At 74.8% G+C, this 17646-nt stretch carries 10 protein-coding genes; 6 read left to right on the top strand and 4 right to left on the bottom strand.

Going from position 1 to position 17646, the window contains the following annotated elements; genetic code table 11:
- The first annotated feature begins 436 nt into the window (after window positions 1-436).
- The 4 genes from AB0L25_RS23335 to AB0L25_RS23320 all read left to right on the top strand — a co-directional run bounded on the left by AB0L25_RS23335 (window position 437) and on the right by AB0L25_RS23320 (window position 4666).
- Window positions 437-988, top strand: a complete 552-nt coding sequence (locus tag AB0L25_RS23335) for a hypothetical protein (RefSeq protein ID WP_500174770.1) — start codon at window positions 437-439, stop codon at window positions 986-988.
- Window positions 989-1209: 221 nt separating this feature from the next.
- On the top strand, window positions 1210-2268 hold the full coding sequence (locus AB0L25_RS23330) for a threonine aldolase family protein (RefSeq protein ID WP_500174768.1): 1059 nt from the start codon (window positions 1210-1212) through the stop codon (window positions 2266-2268).
- A gap of 177 nt (window positions 2269-2445) precedes the next feature.
- Window positions 2446-3636 (top strand): thiolase C-terminal domain-containing protein, encoded by a 1191-nt coding sequence (locus AB0L25_RS23325; protein ID WP_500174766.1) that lies wholly within the window; start codon window positions 2446-2448, stop codon window positions 3634-3636.
- A gap of 151 nt (window positions 3637-3787) precedes the next feature.
- Window positions 3788-4666, top strand: coding sequence for an oxygenase MpaB family protein (locus tag AB0L25_RS23320; RefSeq protein WP_500174764.1), 879 nt, complete (start codon window positions 3788-3790; stop codon window positions 4664-4666).
- Between the two features lie 12 nt (window positions 4667-4678).
- Here the strand turns inward: AB0L25_RS23320 and AB0L25_RS23315 are convergent, their stop codons facing one another.
- The gene (locus tag AB0L25_RS23315) at window positions 4679-5839 is read right to left on the bottom strand and encodes an aminotransferase class I/II-fold pyridoxal phosphate-dependent enzyme (protein WP_500174763.1); all 1161 of its coding nucleotides are present in this window, start codon (window positions 5837-5839) and stop codon (window positions 4679-4681) included.
- 180 nt (window positions 5840-6019) lie between these two features.
- Between AB0L25_RS23315 and AB0L25_RS23310 the strand changes: the two genes are divergently transcribed.
- On the top strand, window positions 6020-6961 hold the full coding sequence (locus tag AB0L25_RS23310; protein WP_500174762.1) for a lysylphosphatidylglycerol synthase transmembrane domain-containing protein: 942 nt from the start codon (window positions 6020-6022) through the stop codon (window positions 6959-6961).
- A gap of 356 nt (window positions 6962-7317) precedes the next feature.
- Window positions 7318-8472, top strand: a complete 1155-nt coding sequence (locus AB0L25_RS23305; RefSeq protein WP_500174760.1) for a Cmx/CmrA family chloramphenicol efflux MFS transporter — start codon at window positions 7318-7320, stop codon at window positions 8470-8472.
- Here the strand turns inward: AB0L25_RS23305 and AB0L25_RS23300 are convergent.
- The 3 genes from AB0L25_RS23300 to AB0L25_RS23290 form a co-directional block, all read right to left on the bottom strand.
- Window positions 8424-9233, bottom strand: a complete 810-nt coding sequence (locus AB0L25_RS23300; protein ID WP_500174758.1) for an SGNH/GDSL hydrolase family protein — start codon at window positions 9231-9233, stop codon at window positions 8424-8426. The two genes, AB0L25_RS23305 and AB0L25_RS23300, sit on opposite strands and share 49 nt — an antisense overlap.
- 203 nt (window positions 9234-9436) lie before the next feature.
- Window positions 9437-11428, bottom strand: a complete 1992-nt coding sequence (locus AB0L25_RS23295) for an MBL fold metallo-hydrolase (protein ID WP_500174757.1) — start codon at window positions 11426-11428, stop codon at window positions 9437-9439.
- Window positions 11425-17544 (bottom strand): hypothetical protein, encoded by a 6120-nt coding sequence (locus tag AB0L25_RS23290; protein ID WP_500174756.1) that lies wholly within the window; start codon window positions 17542-17544, stop codon window positions 11425-11427. Before AB0L25_RS23290 ends, AB0L25_RS23295 begins: the two co-directional genes overlap by 4 nt.
- Window positions 17545-17646 lie beyond the last annotated feature (102 nt).

The raw sequence follows: 17646 nt of genomic DNA, 5'->3' as shown, positions 1-17646 counted from the left end.
CCAGCCCTGCGAGGCCGTCGGGCCGGGGGGAATGCGTGCGGGGCGGCGGACCGGGGCCGACGGGGGTCGGCCCGCTCCCGGCGACCAGGGGGAGGATGGAACATTGCTGTGCCTGACCTGTCACCGCGTCCGCCCGGCTCTCGACCGGGCCGACTACACTTCCGACCGCGCTCTTCTCATCCTCCGGCGGGGGCTGTGCACGTGCCTCGCGCCGCCGCCGCCCGCACGGGGCCGCACCGCGCGCCCGTCCGGGCAGGACGTCCCGGGGCCGCGACCGCGGAACGCGGCGCGGCGGCCGCCGACCCCCGGCCCGCAGGGCCGGTTCGCGCCGTCGGCGCCGGTTAACCGAACCGACACGTGAATTGCATAAACCGTTCACGACCCGTTCGCCTAGAGTTAAAGGAGCATCCCGTCGCCGGCCCCTGGGGGGAGCACCATGACCGTTATCCCGGGTCTCGTCCGCCGTGCCGCCGCGGAGGCGGAACGCCAGTTGCGCGGAGGCGCCGCCCTCCTCTGCAGACTGGGCCGGGACCTGGAACGGTCGGCCGACCTCGAACGGCTGCTGCCCACCCACTCCGCGCGCCTGCGCGCCCTGGAGGACGCCGTCCACGCGCGGGACGCCGAACTCCGCGCGCTCCGCACCGAACTCGACTCGCTCGTCGCCCAGCTCAACGACCGCCTCCTGCCGCGCATCGACGAGCGCATCGACGACACCGAACGGGACGTGTCGGCGATCATCGCGGGCCTCGTCCGCGCCGGCCGAGACACCGCCGAACAGGGCACCCGCCTGGAGACCGCCGACCGCCGCATCGACGACCTGCGCGCCCGCCTCGCCCAGCTCGAGCAGCGCACCGGCCTGTGGCGCGACGTCCAGGCCAACATGGCCCGCCTCGGCGACGATCTCGACTCCCTGCGCGCCCGCCTGGTCCTGCACACCTCCGACCCCGAACCGGCCCCCGTCCAGAACATCGCCGACCGCCCCGCCTGACCCGTCCCGCCCGGCGAGGACGGCCGGGGCGGCCGTGTGGGCGGAGAGGGTGGTGAACGGGCGTATCGTCGCATGCGGGGCGCGGCGCGGTCGTGCGCGGCGCGGTCGTGCGCGCGGTGCCGTGGTCCCGGGCGTCCCGTGCGCCGTCGTCCCCGGCGCCGCCGCGGCGGACCGGCGCGGTGCGGGGCGCGTGCTCGTCGTCTAGCCGAACGGAACCCGCCTTGACCACTCCGGAGCCGACCTCCCCCGCCGCCCGCCGCGGATTCGCCAGCGACAACCAGGCGTCCGTCCATCCCGAGATCCTCGCGGCGCTCGCGGCGGTGAACGAGGGCCACCAGCCCGCCTACGGGGACGACGCCGTGACGGCGCGGCTCCGCGAGGTCGTCCGGGAGCACTTCGGCGCGCGGGCCGAGGCGTACCCGGTGTTCAACGGGACGGGCGCGAACGTGGTCGCCCTGCAGGCCATGTCGGAGCGGTGGAGCGCGGTGATCTGCCCCGACTCGGCGCACATCAACACCGACGAGTGCGGCGCCCCGGAGAAGATCGCGGGCATCAAGCTCGTCACCGCGCCCGCGCCGGACGGGAAGCTGACGCCCGCGGCGGTGGAGCGGCTCGCCGTCGGGTTCGGCAGCGTGCAGCGCGCGCAGCCCGCCGTGGTGTCGATCAGCCAGAGCACCGAGTTCGGGACGGTCTACACCCCGGAGGAGGTCGCGGCGGTCGCGGCGGCGGCGCACGAGCGGGGCCTCGGCGTCCACATGGACGGCGCCCGGCTCGCCAACGCGGCCGCGGCGCTCGGCGTCCCGATGCGGGCGCTCACCACCGACGCGGGCGTGGACGTCCTGTCGTTCGGCGGGACGAAGAACGGGCTGCTGCTCGGCGAGGCCGTCGTCGTCCTGAACCCGGACGCCGCGCGCGGGGTCGAGTTCCTGCGCAAGTCGAGCCTGCAGCTGGCGTCGAAGATGCGGTACGTGTCGGCGCAGCTCGTCGCGCTGCTCGAGGGCGACCTGTGGCACCGCAACGCCGCGCGGGCCAACGCGATGGCGCGGCGGCTGGCGGGCGGCGCGGGCGCGCTGCCCGGCGTGGAGATCACCCAGGCGGTGCAGGCCAACACGGTGTTCGCGATCGTGCCGAAGGACGTGTGCGAGCGGCTCCGCGAACGGTTCGCGTTCTACGTGTGGGACGAGCGGACGGGCGAGGTCCGCTGGGTGTGCTCGTTCGACACCACCGAGGAGGACGTCGACGCGTTCGTCGCCGCGCTCGCCGCGGAGCTGCCGGGCTGACGTCCGTCCACCGCCGGGAGGCGGGCCGGGCCGGATGCGGACGAGGGGGCGGATCGGCGGGCCGAGCTGCCGGAACGCCCCTCGGTGATCCCGATCATCGGGAACCAAGCGAACGCTTGGAAGCGCCTCCGGGTTATCGTGTCCCGAACTGGATTCGGTACGAGAGAGGCGAGCCTGATGGCCAACCGCACCTTCGTCGTCGGCGTGGGCATGACCAAGTTCGAGAAGCCGGGCTCCCGCGACTGGGAGTACCCCGACATGGCCAAGGAGGCCGTCGGCAAGGCCCTCGAGGACGCCGGCGTCGGCTACGACAAGATCGAGATGGCCTACGCCGGCTCGATGTACGGGTCGATGGGCCAGCGCGCGCTCTACGAGACCGGCATGACCGGCATCCCGGTGATGACCGTCATGAACGCGTGCGCCACCGGGTCCAGCGCGCTGTTCCTCGCCCGCCAGGCCGTCCGCGGCGGGCTCGCCGACTGCGCGCTCGCGCTCGGCATGGAGAAGATGAAGAAGGGCTCGCTCGGCGCGGGCATGGACTCCAAGGTCACCATCATCGACCACCACCTGCGCTCGATGACCGCGGGCCGCGAGTGGGAGCTGGACAAGGCGCCGATGCCGCAGATGTTCGGCAACGCCGGGCGCGAGCACATGGAGAAGTACGGCTCCACCCCCGACCACTACGCCTGGATCGGGTGGAAGAACCACAAGCACTCGGTGAACAACCCGTACGCGCAGTTCCAGGACGAGTACTCGCTGGACGACGTCAAGAACGCCACGATGATCTTCGACCCGCTCACCAAGCTGCAGTGCTCCCCCACCTCCGACGGCGCCGGGGCCGCGCTCGTCGTCAGCGAGCGGTTCCTCGACGAGCACGACCTGTGGGACCAGGCCGTCGAGATCGCCGGGCACAACATCACCACCGACACCCCCGCGAGCTTCGAGGACAACTCGTCCATCCAGGTCGTCGGGTTCGGCTGCTCGCAGCGCGCCGCCCGCGCCGCCATGGAGGAGGCGCAGGTCGGCATCGAGGACGTCGACGTCATCGAGCTGCACGACTGCTTCAGCGCCAACGAGCTGATCACCTACGAGGCGCTCGGCATGACCGAGGTCGGCGAGGGCCACAAGCTCGTCGACGACCAGGCCACCACCTACGGCGGCAAGTGGGTCGTCAACCCCTCCGGCGGGCTGATCTCCAAGGGGCACCCGCTCGGCGCCACCGGCCTCGCCCAGTGCGCCGAGCTGACCTGGCAGCTGCGCGGCAAGGCCGGCGCCCGCCAGGTGGACGGCGCCCGCGTCGCCCTCCAGCACAACATCGGCCTCGGCAGCGCCTGCGCCGTCGCCGTCTACAAGCCCGCCACCGCCTGACGCGCCGCGCGACGCCCGTCCGTCCGTCCGGCCGGCCTGGATCGCGCCGGACGGGCGCGGCGGGGGCGCGCGTGCGACAAAACTTGCCTCTTGTCTCACGGGGTGCGCGGCTCTACGCTCGAAGGTGAGCGACCCCCGACCAGGAGGTGCGATGCCCGCCTCGCCCCCGACGGCCGCCCGCGCCCCGCTCGGCCCCGGCACCCTGCTGTGGCGGCACGCGGCCGACGTGCGCTCCCTGCTGCCGGGCGCCGCCGCCGGGCTGCTGCAGCTCCTGCACCCCGGGATCGGCGCCGGCGTCACCGAGCACTCCGCGTTCTTCGACGCCCCGTTCGACCGCATCCACCGGTCCGTCCCGCAGATCTGGGCCACGATCCTCGCCCCGGACGCGGACGACCGCGGCCGCGCCGTCCGCGACCTGCACCGCGGCATCGGGGGCGTCGACGAGCACGCCCGCCGCTACCACGCCCTCGAACCCGAGACGTTCTGGTGGGCGCACGCCACCTTCACGTGGGAGATCTTCAAGGCCGCCGAGCTGTTCCACCCCGGCACCCTCACCGCCGAGGACCACGAGCGCATGTACGCCGAGACCGTCACGTGGTACTCCCGCTACGGCGTCAGCATGCGCCCGGTCCCCACCGACTACGCCGCCTTCCGGTCCAAGTTCTGGCACGTCTGCGCCGAACGCCTCGAACTCACCCCCGCCGCCGCCCGCGCCCTCGAGATCGCCCGGCACGGCTCCGACACCGTCACCCTCCTGCCCGTCGGCGGCCCCCGCCTCGACCGCGCCGGACGGATCGTCGCCGAGCGGCCCCTGCGGCTCGTCACCTTCGGCTGCCTGCCGACGATCGTCCGCGACCGCTTCGACATCCCCTGGAGCGCCCTCGACCAAGCCCGGTTCGCCGCGCTCGCCGCGGCGAACCGGCAGGGCTACCGCATGATCCCCACCGGCCTCAACCACTGGGCGCTGCGCAGCATGCTCCGCTACATCGGCTCCCGCACCCGCGACCAGCGCTACATCCCCGCCGCCTGACCGGGCGCCCCTTCACGAGCGCGGCAGCGGCATCCGGTCGCGGACCTCCTCGCACACCGCCAGGACCAGCGCCACGTCGTCGTCGGTCAGCCCCGCGTGCGCCGACAGCCGGACGAGGTTGCGGTGCGGCGACGCCGCCGGCTGGAACAGCGCCGCGCTGAACACGTCCCGCTCCATCAGCGCGTCCCGCAGCAGCAGGGCGTCCGGCTCCGTGCCCGTCTCCACCGCGACGATCTGCGTGTCGGCGTCGACCAGCCGGTAGCCGAGCCCGGCCAGGCCGTCCCGCAGGCGGCGGGTCACCGCGCGCAGCCGCTCCCGGCGCCAGCCCTCCTCCCGCACGATGCCCAGCGCCGCCCGGAGCCCCGCGACGTCGTGCGCCGGCAGCGCCGACCCGCACACCGCCGGGAACGCCGTGTCGACGAAGTAGTCGGCGAACCCCGGACGATCGCAGACGATCAGCCCCGCCCGCGCGTGCAGCGCCTTCGACAGGCTCGCGGTGCGGAAGTCGACACGGCCGCCGAGCCCCAGCTCCCCGGCCAGGCCCTCGCCGCGCTCCCCCCGCACGCCCAGCGAGTGCGACTCGTCCACCACCAGCAGGCAGTCGCGCTCCTCGGCCAGCCGGACGAGCGCGTCGAGCGGGCACCGCGCCCCGCTCGTCCCGTACACGGCGTCGACCACGACGACCCCGGACCCGCCCACCTCGATCCGCCGCCGCAGATGGTCGAGGTCGTTGTGCCGGAAGTACGCGATCTCCGCCCCGGCCGCGCGCGCCCCCTCCCACAGCGACAGGTGCGCCAGCGCGTCCAGGTACACCGGCACGTCCGGACCGGCCACCACCTGCATCAGCCCGGTGTTGGCCGCCCACCCGGACGGGCACAACACCCCGGCCCGCGCGCCCATGTGCCGCGCGAACGCGTCCCCCAGCGCGACCTGCGGATGATCGGCGGGCGGGCGGCGCGCCCGCGACACCGTCTCGCCCGCGTCCGCCGCCCGCAGGCCCGCGATCATCGCCCCGGTGATCGCCGGATGCTCGCCGAGCGCCAGGTAGTCGCTGCAGGTCAGCACGACCGCCCGGTCGGCGTCGGGGGCGCGCGGGCGCGGCACGCGGGGCACCTCGCCCGTGTCGTGGAAGTCCCTCATGCGTTCGCCCAGGCGCTGGTGCGCGCTCGTCATCGCCGTCACTCTCCCCCGTCACGGATGCGTCACTCAGTGTAGCGCGACCTAATCAGCATGTGAAAAGGATCTATGGAGAGCGCCAAGCGCCGATCCGCCGCCCGGACGTGCCGCGCAACGTCCCGGCGGCGTTCAGTTCGGCGTCGCGCCCGCGTCACGTCCGGCCCGGACAAAGGGGGCGTGCAGCCGATCGCCTCGCGCCCGTCCGCGTCCCGGCTTCGCCGGACCGCACTGGCGGCCGGCGCCCTGGCGCTCGCCGCGGCCGCGCTGTTCGCCGTCCGGGAGCCCGCGGCGCGCCTGGGCGAGGTGCGCTGGGGGCTCGTCCCCGCCCTGGTCGCGCTGACGGCCCTGCACTACGTGCTCTCCGCCGTGGCGCTGCGCCGCGCCGCCGGACGTCCGCTGCCGCTGGCCGGCACGGCGCTGGCGCAGTGCACGGCGTCCGCCGCCAACCGGATCACCCCGGGCGGGCTCGGCGCCCTCGCGGTCAACACCCGGTACCTGGTCCGGCACGGCTCGACGGCGGGCCGGGCCGCGGTCACCGTCGCCGCGCTCCGCGTCGCCGGGCTCCCCGCCGACCTCGCGCTGCTCTGCCTCGTCGTCGGACTCGGCGGCGCGGACGGCGGGTTCACCGGCGCGCTCGCCGAGCGGGCCGCCCGGATCGCCGGGCACGTCCCGCCCGTCCCCGCCCTCGCCGCCGCGGCCCTGCTGGTCCCCGCGGCGTTCTGGGCGGCCCGCTCCCCCGCCGTCCGGCGGGCGGCCGCCGCGCTCACCGAACTGCGCCGCCGCCCCCGCGACCTCGCGGTCGTCCTCGCCGCGTCCGCCGCGACGACCTGCACGCTCGGGACCGCCTTCGCGCTGAGCGTGCTCGCCGTGCCCGGGACGTCCGCACGCCCCGGCGACGCGTTCGCGCTCGTCGCCGCCTACATGGTGGGCGCCGCGGCGGGCGCGGCGGTCCCGTCGCCGGGCGGCGCGGGCTCCACCGAGGCCGCGCTCGTCGGGACGCTCGCACTGCTGGCCGTCCCCGCCGGCCCGGCCCTGCACGCGGTCCTGCTGTTCCGGATCGTCACGCACTGGGCGCCGGTCCCGATCGGCCTGGCCGGGTACCGGACGCTGTGCCGGTGACCGCCTTTACATTGTAGATCAAATTCGCGCTGCTATCCTGGCCGCGCACCCGGCTCCGAGCAGAGCGGACGCCGCCTCGCCCGCCGCCGTCACGGCGGGCTTCCAGGGACCCCCTTCTCGCCGCCCGCCCACGCATCCGGCACCGTCCCCGGACGAACCCGCCGAAAGCGTCACCCGGGGCCTCTCCAGATCTCTGCCAGACCACTCCGAAACCCGGAAGCGCCTCCCCACATCGGCATCCGGATCGACTCGGCGGCACGCATCCCGCGACATCCGGGCCTCCCCGGCCGACGCGCGCACGTTCGGCGCGTCCCGGACGAGGCCGTTCCGTGCCGTCCGACGTCTCGGGAGTCTCCTTGCCCTTCGCCGTCTACGTCCTCGGGCTCGCCGTGTTCGCCCAGGGCACCTCGGAGTTCATGCTCGCCGGCCTGCTGCCCGGCATCGCCGCCGACCTGGACGTGTCGGTCCCGACCGCGGGGCTGCTGACGTCCGCGTTCGCCGCCGGGATGGCCGTCGGCGCGCCGCTGATGTCGTTCCTCGCCCGCCGCAGCCCCCACCGCCGCGCCCTCCTGGCGTTCCTGCTCGTCTTCATCGCGGTGCACGTCGTCGGCGCCCTCGCCCCCGGCTACGCGGTGCTGCTGGTCACCCGCGTCGCCGCCGCGTTCGCGAACGCCGGATTCTGGGCCGTCGCCCTCGCGGCGGCCGTCCGCCTGGTCCCGCCGGACGCCCGCGCCCGCGCCACCGCCGTCGTGGTCGGCGGCGTCACCGTCGCGTGCGTGGTCGGCGTGCCCGCCGGCGCGGCGCTCGGCGGGCACTGGGGCTGGCGGTCCGCCTTCTGGGCCGTCGCGCTCGTGTCCCTGCCCGCCGTCGCCGCCATCGCCCGGACCATCCCGGACGAGCGTCCCGACGTCCCGAACCCCCGCCGCGAACTGCGCGCCCTCAGAAACCGCCGCGTCTTCCTCGCACTGCTGACCAACGCGCTCGTCCAGGCCGCGACGTTCTGCACCTTCACCTACCTGGCGCCGCTCACCACCCGGGTCACCGGGCTGGACGAAGCGTGGGTGCCGGCGGTCCTGGCCCTGTTCGGCGCCGGCGCGTTCGCCGACGTCGCCCTCGGCGGCCGGGCCGCCGACGCGCACCCCACCGCCGTCGTCCTCACCGGCGCGGGCGGCCTCGCGGCCGGCTGGACGGCGCTCGCCCTCACCGCCGGGAACCCGGCCGCCGCGACGGCGCTCGTCTTCGTGCAGGGCATGCTCGCGTTCGGGACGGGCCCCGCGCTGATCGCCCGCGTCCTGCGGGCGGCCGCCGCGGCGCCCACGCTCGCCGGCGGCTTCGCCACCGCCGCCTTCAACGCGGGCGCCGTCCTCGGCCCGTGGCTGGGCGGCACGGCGATCGGCGCGGGCCTCGGCCTCCGCTCCCCCGCCTGGGCGAGCGCGCTGCTGATGTGCCTCGCCGTCGCGGTTCAGGTCAGCGCGCTGCGGGCGGCCGACCCGGAGAACGCGGGCAGGTAGCCGAGCCGCTGGCCGAGCGCCGTCGGGTGGTAGGAGTCCTCGAAGGGCCACGCGACCGAGTTGAGCCAGTCGTCCCCGGAGCACAGCTCGTGCCCGTCGAACTCGTCGCGGACGTCCGACCAGACGAACCCGGCGCGGGCCGCGGCCTTCTCGATCGTCTCGTCGAGGACGTCCGCCGCGCCGTTGAGCGCCTGCCGCTTCGTGGTGCCGATGCCGACGCAGCCGCTGACGATCGTGTAGAGGCGCGGGTACCCGAGCACCACCACCCGCGCCTCGGGCGCCCGGTCGCGGATCTTCCCGTACAGGTCGTCGAGCCGGCCCGGCAGCGTGTTCGCGATGTACCGCTCGGCCTCCGCGACCCGGCTCTCGCACGCCGACGTCGACTGCAGGACGCACGTCAGCATCACGTCCGAGAACCCCGCGTCGTTCCCCCCGACCGTGATGCTGACGAGCGTCGTCGCGTCGCTCAGCGCGCCGAGCTGCCCGCTCGCGACGTCCGTCGACGTCGCCCCGGAACACGCGGCGAACTCGTACGATTCGGTGTCGTTCTGCGCGGCCCACAGATTCGGATAGGCGTTCGCGCTGCGCGTGCAGGAACCGCTCGCGGGATCGTAATCCCCCGCGCCCGTCCCGGACGAGTACGAATCACCGAGCGCGACGTACCGGACTCCGGCCGCCGACGCGGACGCGGGCCACACGACCGAACCGACGGCGAGGACGGCCGCGCCGAGAGCGGCCAGGCAGGGGCGAGAGAAGCTCATCACCACTCCGGGGAAAATCGAAGGACGTCGCCCCGTTTCTACCCGCGCCGCCATTCACTCAAGCCACCCAACTGATCAACGACTTTTCGTCATAATCCGCCATTGAAAAGCCGATTCGACCGACTCTCTGATCATTTACGACACACGATACGCCCAATACCCCAATAGGACATTATCCAGTCACCCCGCGTTCCGCCCGCCGATCACGGACGCCACGGGCCGGTGCCGGCGGTCGCCCGATCGCGGACCCGCAGGATCTCGGCGAAGGCCCGCTGCCGCCGCGGAACCCCGTGCACGAGCATCGTCTCCCGGGGCGCGACCTCGTCGACGACGTCGAGCAGCCCCCGTCGGTCGGCGTGGGCGGACAGCCGCATCGTCGCGACGCGCGCCCGCACCGGAACCGTGACCTCGCCGCCGTGGTCCGGCAACGCGAACGTCCCGCGCGCGTCCGCCAGGTCCAGCAGCGCGCGTCCGGGCGACTCCTCGTCCTGGTAGCCGGAGACGAACAGGGCGCTCCCGGGCTCCGGCAGAATCCGGCGCGCCCACTGGACGGCGGGCCCGCCGTTCAGCATCCCGGACGTCGAGATGACGACGCCCGTCCGGAACGTGTCCAGTTCGCCCGGCCGCGCCGCCACCGCCGTCCCGCCGCCGAGGATGCGCAGGGACGGATCGAGGGCCTCGAACTCGGCGGCCAGCTCGGCCGCCATCCCGTCGATCCGCACCGGCACCTCCGGCAGGTGACGCCGCATGATCAACGCGAGCTCCTGCGCGCGGCCGAGCGCGAACGCCGGGATCAGCACCCGGCCCCCGCCCTGGTGCACCTCGGCGACCGCCCGCACCAGCTCCCCGACCCGCATGCCGCGGTCGTCGTGGTCCTCGGTGCAGCACGTCGACTCCATGACCAGCAGATCGGCGCCGCGCGCCGACTCCGGAACGGCGTACCCGTCCACGGTCTCCTGCCGGAAGCCGGAGATGTCCCCGGTGACGACGACGCGCCGTCCCCCGGCGCGCACCACGACTCCCGCGGCGCCGAGGACGTGCCCCGCCGGGAAGAGCTCGACGGTCAGCGCCCCGATCCGGCGGGACGCCCCGAACGCCAGCTCCTCGCAGCGCCGCACCGCCGCCGCGACGTCGCCGCGCCCGTAGAGGGCCGCGCCCCCGGCGTCGCCCCAGCGGGCGCGGCTGCGCGCCCGTCCCGCCATCACCTTCACGGTGTCGGCCCACATCGCCGGCATCAGCGCCGCGGTCTGCGGAGTCGCGACGACCCGCAGCCCCGGCCGCCGCGCGACCAGCGCGGGCACGTACCCGCAGTGGTCGGTGTGGGCGTGCGTCACGACGACGGCGTCGAGCGGCCCGTCGAGCGCCCGCCCGATGTCGCGCGGCGCCCCGCCCGGTTCGCCCGGCCGCAGCCCGGCGTCGACGAGGACCCGCGTCCCGCCCGCCTCGACCAGCAGGCACGACCCGCCGATGTGGTCGTCCCCGCCGAGCGGCACGACCCGCAGGTCCAGCTCCCGCACGGCCGCGACCGGCGGCGGCGACGGATCCACGATCGCCCGCAGGGCCGCGACCAGCCCTTCCGGCGCCCGCCACACGACGTCCACCGCGGGCGCCCGGTCGTCCGTGACGGGTGCGGCGCCGTCGCCGGGCGCTTCGGACGCTCCCTCAATCAGGGCGAGCAGCGCGGCGGCGAGGCCGCGCGGGTCCGTTCGGCGGAGGCGCTCGTTCTCCAGCCGATGCCGGAGATCGGCGATCCGAACGTCCCGTTCGGCCAATGCCTCCCCCGCCGCCTCGAGCGCGCGGGCGTGGTCGGCGGCGTCGCGCCGCGCGTACTCCAGCCGCCCGTTGGCGACGCCGAGCCGCCGCCGCAGGTCCTCGATCTTGCGCTCCCTACGCTCCGCCGCACGGTCCCGGCCGGGCTCGATCCAGCGGCGGGCCGTCCGGACGACGCCGCCGTCGGGATGGAGCAGCACGGCGGCCAGTGCGCGCGCCTCGTCGTCGGGGCCCGACGCCGCCAGCCGTTCCGCCGCCCGGCGGCGCACGGCGGGGAACCGCTCGACGATGTCCAGCAGCATCTCGAAGCGCTCCTCGACGAACACGTCCGGCGACGGGGCGATGCGCGCGCCGGACGGACGGTCCAGTACCTCGGCGGCGACGGCGCGCAGCACCTCGCCGGCCGCGGCACCGGCGCGGGTCACGCCCGCCCCGTCGGCCGGTGCGCGAGGCGCGTCGCCTCGGCGAGCACCGGTTCGCAGCAGAGGCCGCCGTCCCCGGGCACCAGCGCGCCGAGCAGTTGCAGCGCCTCGACCAGGTCGTGCGTCCCCGTGTAGCCGTGCGTCGCCAGGTCACCGGGAGTCAGCATCGGCGTGCCGTCCTCGCCGTAGGCCGACAGCAGCGCGGCCAGCCCTTCCGCGGAATCGCGGAGCTCCTCGCCGTCGGCGCACAGCACCCGCCACGCCGCGGCGATGCATTCGTCCGCCTGCACCCCCGTGTCCTCCAGGAGCGTCTGCGGCCGTTCCCACAGCTGGGCCAGGACGTGGTCGAGGGTCTGGTCGGCGTCGCCGGCGTGCTCGGCGACGAGGGTGACGACCCGGCCGACCAGCGTCGGCCAGCCGCCGGTGCGGCGCACCAGCTCCCGCTGGCCGGCGTCGTCGGGGAACCCCAGGGAGTCCTCCCACATCCACTGCCGGACCGCGGGCGCGTCGAACCGCCGCAACCCGACCAGGCGGACGTCGTCGTCGGTGTTCAAGCGTGCCCACGCGGGAGCCGACGCCGGTCCGGTCACCAGCACGATCGCGAGCGTGCCCTGCCCCGAACGGTCCTCGACGGCGGTCGCGGCCTCGGCGAGCCGCCGTTCGAACCGGCCGGTGTCGCAGGCTCCCTGAAGGTCCACGACGATCACGTCGTGCCCGGCGTTCATGCGGGCTCTGCGCACCGCACCGTCGAACGACCGCTCCCCGGGGCGGACGACCTGGACCGTGAGGTTCGGCCGGCGCGCCTGCGCGCTCTCCATGGAGGCCGCGACCCGCTCAACGTGCAGGGCGGCGGATCCGGCCACGACGTGCACGCGGGGCCGGGGGCGCAGGAGCCCGGTCAGCTGCGCCAGGCTCAGGGGCGACCGTTCCGGCCCGTCCCGGTACACCATCCGGTAGGAGTGCGCGTCGAACTGCTCCGGGTCCTCGAAGTCGGCCGTGCTCTGCAGGACGTTCTCGACGTCCCGCTCGCCGCCCAGCAGCGTCAGGATGTGCGGGGTGCGCAGCCGGTAGCGCTCGCCGTCCGTGCCCAGGACGCCGAGGTTGACGCACTCGTCCAGCAGGCTCTGGAAGTCGTCTCCTGTGCAGCCCCGGAAGCCGTCCGCCCACCAGTAGCGGCATTCGTCCCGCAACTCCTGGACGGTGAGCGCGGTGTCGGCGCCCTCGGCGATGGCCTGCAGTGCCACCGCGTAGGCGATGACCTTGTACCGCTTGTCCAGGTTGAGGGTCAGATCGAAGAGCTTCTGGAACTGCTCCATCAGCTTCTTGTCGCGCCAGACGCCCGCCACGTCCTCGCGGGTGATCTCGTACGGAAGCGGCCGCGGATTGCCGCGCAGTCGCGCCAGCAGCTTCTCGGCGAACAGCTGGACGAGCGCGGGCGCGTTGTTCGACTCGGCGATGACGCGCGCGGCGAGCGTCTCGGGGAAGGTGTACCCGAGGGTGGCCAGCGGCCGGACGAGGAGGTCGAAGGCGTCCTGCGGGTCCAGCGGACCGACGGCGATGGGCGTGCCGAGGTGGGCCAGCGGCTGGTTCGGCAGGCTCTCGAACCTGGCCGTCTGGTGAAGGCCCGCCCACACCACCTTGACCCGGCGGTCGGTGTCCAGCATGAGGTTCCGCAGGGCGATGACGTCCTCGAACCGCCCGCCGTCGGCGTCCTGGTTCAGGAACCGGTCCGCCTCGTCCAGGAGGATCAGTAGTTGCCTGCGCGGGTCGCTGCGGATCCACTCCTTGACCCCGTCGACGACCGGCTCGCGTTCGGTGAGGCCGCGCCGGACCACGCCCTCCTGCGCGAGCCGGTCGGCGAGCTGCGGCCACATGCTCACCGAGCTCGCGCCGACCGCCTGGATGTTGTCCAGGATGACCTTCCGCTCCGGGTCGGTGTCGAGGATGTGCCGTTCGGCCTTGCGCAGCAGCGCCGACTTGCCGAGCTGCCTGCCTCCGTACACGAACGACGGCCCCTTGGGGTCGGTGACGCTCCGGAGTTGCTCGGACCTCCCGAAGAACATCTCCTCGGGGACGTCGCGACCCGGCGCGTACGGGTTCGTGGCGGTGAACGGGGCCATCACCGCCACCGAAGCCGCCCAGTCCTGGGAGCGGCAGGCGAGGTACCCGATCGCCGCGTCGTCGAGGACCCCGGCGACGGGTGCGGGGCGCCCCAGCGTCGCGCGGGCGAGCTGCTCGCGGTCGTCCCGTGACAGCACCCCGAAGTACAGCACCAGCACGGTCGTGCCCTCGGGGCGCTCCTTCAGCAGCTCGATCAGCTGCGGCGAACCGGGACGTCCCCACAGCAGCAGCAGGGTCAGCCGCTGCCCGGACGGGCTCATCTGCGTGCCGAAGGCCGGCAGCAGCACTCCGGTCTTCGTCTTGACGAACTTGACGTCCTCCAGGTCGATCCACTGCCGGTCGCCGGAGCGTTCGGCGTCGCCCTGCCGCCCCTCGAGCCCGACCATCTTCAGGATCGCGTCGATCATCGACCGAAGGTTCCCCGGCGTCTTGTTCTGGCCCTTGTCACGCAGGTTGAGCCACTTGCGCAGGCCCTCTCCGGCCACCCGGCGGTCGGGCTCCCGGAGGGCGGGAATGCTGATCCCCGCCCCCCGCAACAGGGTCTCCAGCTCCCGGTCGTGAACCTCACGGCCGGCGATCAGCGCCTCCTGCAGTTCCGTCAGCGGCCCGCCGGTCTCGTACTTGCGGGCCCGGCCGCCCGCCCGCATCGCGGCGTGATGGAACGCCTCCGGGAACGCCGGATAGAACCGCACGAAGTCGGTCTCGCCGGGCCGTGCCGGGAGCGGCCGGCCGTCGGCCAGCTGAGCGAGGAACTCCCGGGCGGTGATCAGGTCGTCCGCGTCGATGTGCCGCTCGATCCGCGCGACGTCCGCCGGGTCCAGCCCGGCGGCCTCGCCGGCCAGCCGGGACCGGAGCCGCGCGATGCCCTCCGCGCGGAGACGGTCCAGGTCGGCGGCCAGCTCGTCCAGGCGCCGCCCCACCCGGTCGAAGTCGTCGCGGTCGCCGGTGAGGCCCCGCAGCGCCTCCTCGATCCGGTCCCCGCGGTCCGGGCTGATCAGGCCGTCCCGGACCGACCGCGCGACCTGGTCGCGCATCGCCTCCACCCGGCGGACACGATCCTCACGCGCCCGCCCCACCAGTTCGTCGCGGCGCGCCCGCAACCGCGCCGCGGCGTCCGCGTCCGACATCTGGACGACGGCCACGATCGCGTCCGTCCCCACGTGGTCGAACCGCGCCGCCCGGGCCTCGAACGCCGCCGTCCAGTCGGGCCCGTCCGCCGCCACCGCGGTCAGCTCCGCCGCCGTCGGCGGCCGGTCCGGCGCGAACGTCCGCGGGTCCACCGGCAGCCCGGCGGCCAGGAGCAGGTCCCGGTTGAGCAGCCGGTCGGCGACCGGTTCGGCTTCCGGGAGCGGCTCGCCGTCCAGCAGTGCGAACGCGCTTTCCAGCAGGGTGCGGACGGCCGCGGCGGCCGCCGGGCCGGGTCCGTCCGCGGCCATCTCCGCCAACGCGTCGTCGATCCGCGGCCGCCGCTCCCCGATCGTCTCCCGGAGCCGCTGCAGCGGCCCGGCCAGCCATTCGGGCGTGTCCGGCGCGTGGTCGCCCGCCTGCTGCGCGACGGTCGCCCACCGGCCCACGACGTGCAGCGTGGAGTCGATCAGCCCGTACAGCCTGTTCCGCGCCCCGGCGATGATGCGCTTGCCCTTCTTGGGGCGGTTGATCCGTGCGTCGGTCTCGTCGATGAGCCGTTCGATGCCGTCCCCGCCGCGCAGCCGGACGACCCGTGCCGCCGTTTCGGCCGCCCGTGCCGCGTCGTCCGCCGCGGCCACCCGCAGCAGGTGCGCCAGCTCGCCGTCCCGTGCCACCAGCGCCTTCCACACCTCGGTGGCGCGCGGCAGCTTGACGGTGCGGTGCGGCGCCTCCTCCAGCAGCCGTCCCGCCTCGCGCGCGAGTCCGCGGCGGGCGTCCATCACGCCCGCGGCACCGCGGACCCACCTGTCCGTCCCCGGGGAGAGGTGCACTCCGCTCCGGGCGGCCTCCATGAAGGCTTCGCCGCATTCTCGGAGCACGGGGTATCGCGACACCACGACGTTCAGGCTCTCCAGCGGTCGTGTCGCCTCCGGGTACACGAGCCCGGCGCGAATGGCGGCGGCCCACGCCAGCACCCCGCCCGCCGGGTCGTCGGCCAGCGCCCTGGCGTCCAGGTGGCGGGCCCGGGCGACGAACTCCGACGACAGCAGCCCGGTGGGCTGCGCCGTTTCCACCGCGAGTCCGGCGCACCAGCGCGCGTCGACCTCCGCGCCGGGCCGTCCCGCCGCTCGCCGCAGCCATCCGGCGAGCCCGAACCGTCCGGCGCGCAACGCCGCGGCCTCCGCTTCCGCGAAGCCGTCCGGGAGAAGGCCGCCGCGGTCGGGTTCGTCCGGCCCGGCGGTCTCGGCCCGCGTCGGGCGGCCGGGCTCGTGCTCCGCGCCCGCCTTGTCGGGCCGCTGCTCGGCTCCCCGCCGCACCGTTTCCTTCCCGCCGTCCGTGCCGCGTGCGTCCGCCGCCTCCCGTGGCCGGGGGACCGCCGCGTCCGCGCGGGACGGTCGGTGCACGGCGGTCTCTTTACGGGCGACGTCCTCGAGGAACGCGTCCAATCCGACCAGTCCGTCCTCGTCGGCACCGCAGGGCGCCGCTCCACCGCCGGACGCCACCGGGGATCCGGACGGCTCGGACTCCGACGGCTCGGACGGCTCGGCCGCTGCGGGGTCGGGTTCGGCCGCCGCCCGTTCCGGCTCGGGGATCGCCGCCACCGGAGCCTCCGGCTCCTCCGCCGCGGGCGGTCCCGCGTCCGGCACGGGGCCGGGGTCATCACCGGAGCCGGGACCGTCCGGGCCGCCGTCATCGGTGTCGGTGACGGAGAGCTGGCCCGCGATGGCGTGGTACACGAGCTTCTGCCACCGCTCCGGCAGTTCTTCCACGACTCCGCCGGCCAGTTCCGCCGCACGGGCCGGGGCGTCCCGCGTCACCTCGATGAGCTCGGCGAGGCCGGCGAGACCGGGCCCGTCGCCGGACACCGCCGCGGCACGGACCTCGCGCACCGCCTCGGCCACCGCGTCGGGACCGGTCAATCCGCGCAGCGCACGGACTCGATCCTCCTGGCGACGCCCCGCCATCGCGCCCCGCACGGCGTCCAGGAGCTCGGGCAGTGAGGCCGCGTCCAGTCCCGGCGCGGCGGCGTCTATCCGGGCCCGCAGGTCGTCCAGTTCGGCGACCGCGGCCGTGACGAGGCGGACGTCGCCGTCGTCGGGACGACGCTCCATGCGCAGACGCGCGGCGGTGCGATCGGCGGCCTCGGCCGCGAGGGCGAAGCGGCCGCGCAGCTCGTCGAGTGCGATCGCGAGCTCTTCCAGGGAGGGGCGGGTCGTCATGGAGCACTCGCTCTCCGCGTGCGGCTCGGGCGGCCGGCATGCGAGATCTCGTAGGGTCGGGAGGTCGATCGGGATCGCCGGCAGCGCGGGATGCTCGCGCACCAGTCCGTTCCAGGCCGAGCGGGCGGCGGGACGGTCGCCGAGCAGGGCGAGTGCCACGGGGGCGAGCGGCCGGTCCTCCTCGATCGCGCACAAGAGGCACCAGTGGGCGATCGAGTCCGGAATCGTCCATCGCAGAAGGGTCTTCAACGCGGGCGCCCGATCGAGGACCTCCGGGGCGGTCGCCGGATCCAGCAACCGCGCGCAGGCGGCGGCGTCGAGCCGGTCGACGTTGCCGAGGGCGTGCAGCCAGGGGGCGGCGATCAGGAGGCGGATGTGCCGCCGCCGTCCCGGTTCACCGTTCCGCAGGGTGCGAAGCAGCATGTCCGCGGACCGCTCGGTGGCCTTCCCCGCCGCACCGAGCCGGACGACGCTCAGCAGCCGGCGGGCGTGCTCCGGTGCCGCCGCGACCAGGAACTCCCTGAGGTCCGCGACGGTGATCGCCGACAACGCCTCGTCGGCGAGTTCCGACAGTCCGGCGACCTGCGCGGCGATCGTCCCGAACGGTGCCGGCCCCTCGTCGTGTCGCCGGCGGTGACGTCCATGCCCCACGGTTCACCTGCCCTCCCAAGCAACGTGACCTGGAGCATACGAGGCACAATGGTACATGTCCATCAAGGGCTAGTATTTGTGTTGATCGAGTTAACAATACAG

Origin of the sequence: Spirillospora sp. NPDC052242 (assembly GCF_040679555.1) — a bacterium.
In the GTDB taxonomy this organism is placed as follows: domain Bacteria; phylum Actinomycetota; class Actinomycetes; order Streptosporangiales; family Streptosporangiaceae; genus Spirillospora.
The sequence above is the reverse complement of the archived record's forward strand: the minus strand, read 5'-3'. Positions and strand labels throughout refer to the sequence as shown.

Bases quoted from the DNA above. Each gene is read 5' to 3' on its own strand.
- AB0L25_RS23335 (WP_500174770.1), top strand. From the start codon at position 437: ATGACCGTTATCCCGGGTCTCGTCCGCCGTGCCGCCGCGGAGGCGGAA.
- AB0L25_RS23325 (WP_500174766.1), top strand. From the start codon at position 2,446: ATGGCCAACCGCACCTTCGTCGTCGGCGTGGGCATGACCAAGTTCGAG.
- AB0L25_RS23315 (WP_500174763.1), bottom strand. From the start codon at position 5,839: ATGACGAGCGCGCACCAGCGCCTGGGCGAACGCATGAGGGACTTCCAC.
- AB0L25_RS23300 (WP_500174758.1), bottom strand. From the start codon at position 9,233: ATGAGCTTCTCTCGCCCCTGCCTGGCCGCTCTCGGCGCGGCCGTCCTC.
- AB0L25_RS23320 (WP_500174764.1), top strand. From the start codon at position 3,788: ATGCCCGCCTCGCCCCCGACGGCCGCCCGCGCCCCGCTCGGCCCCGGC.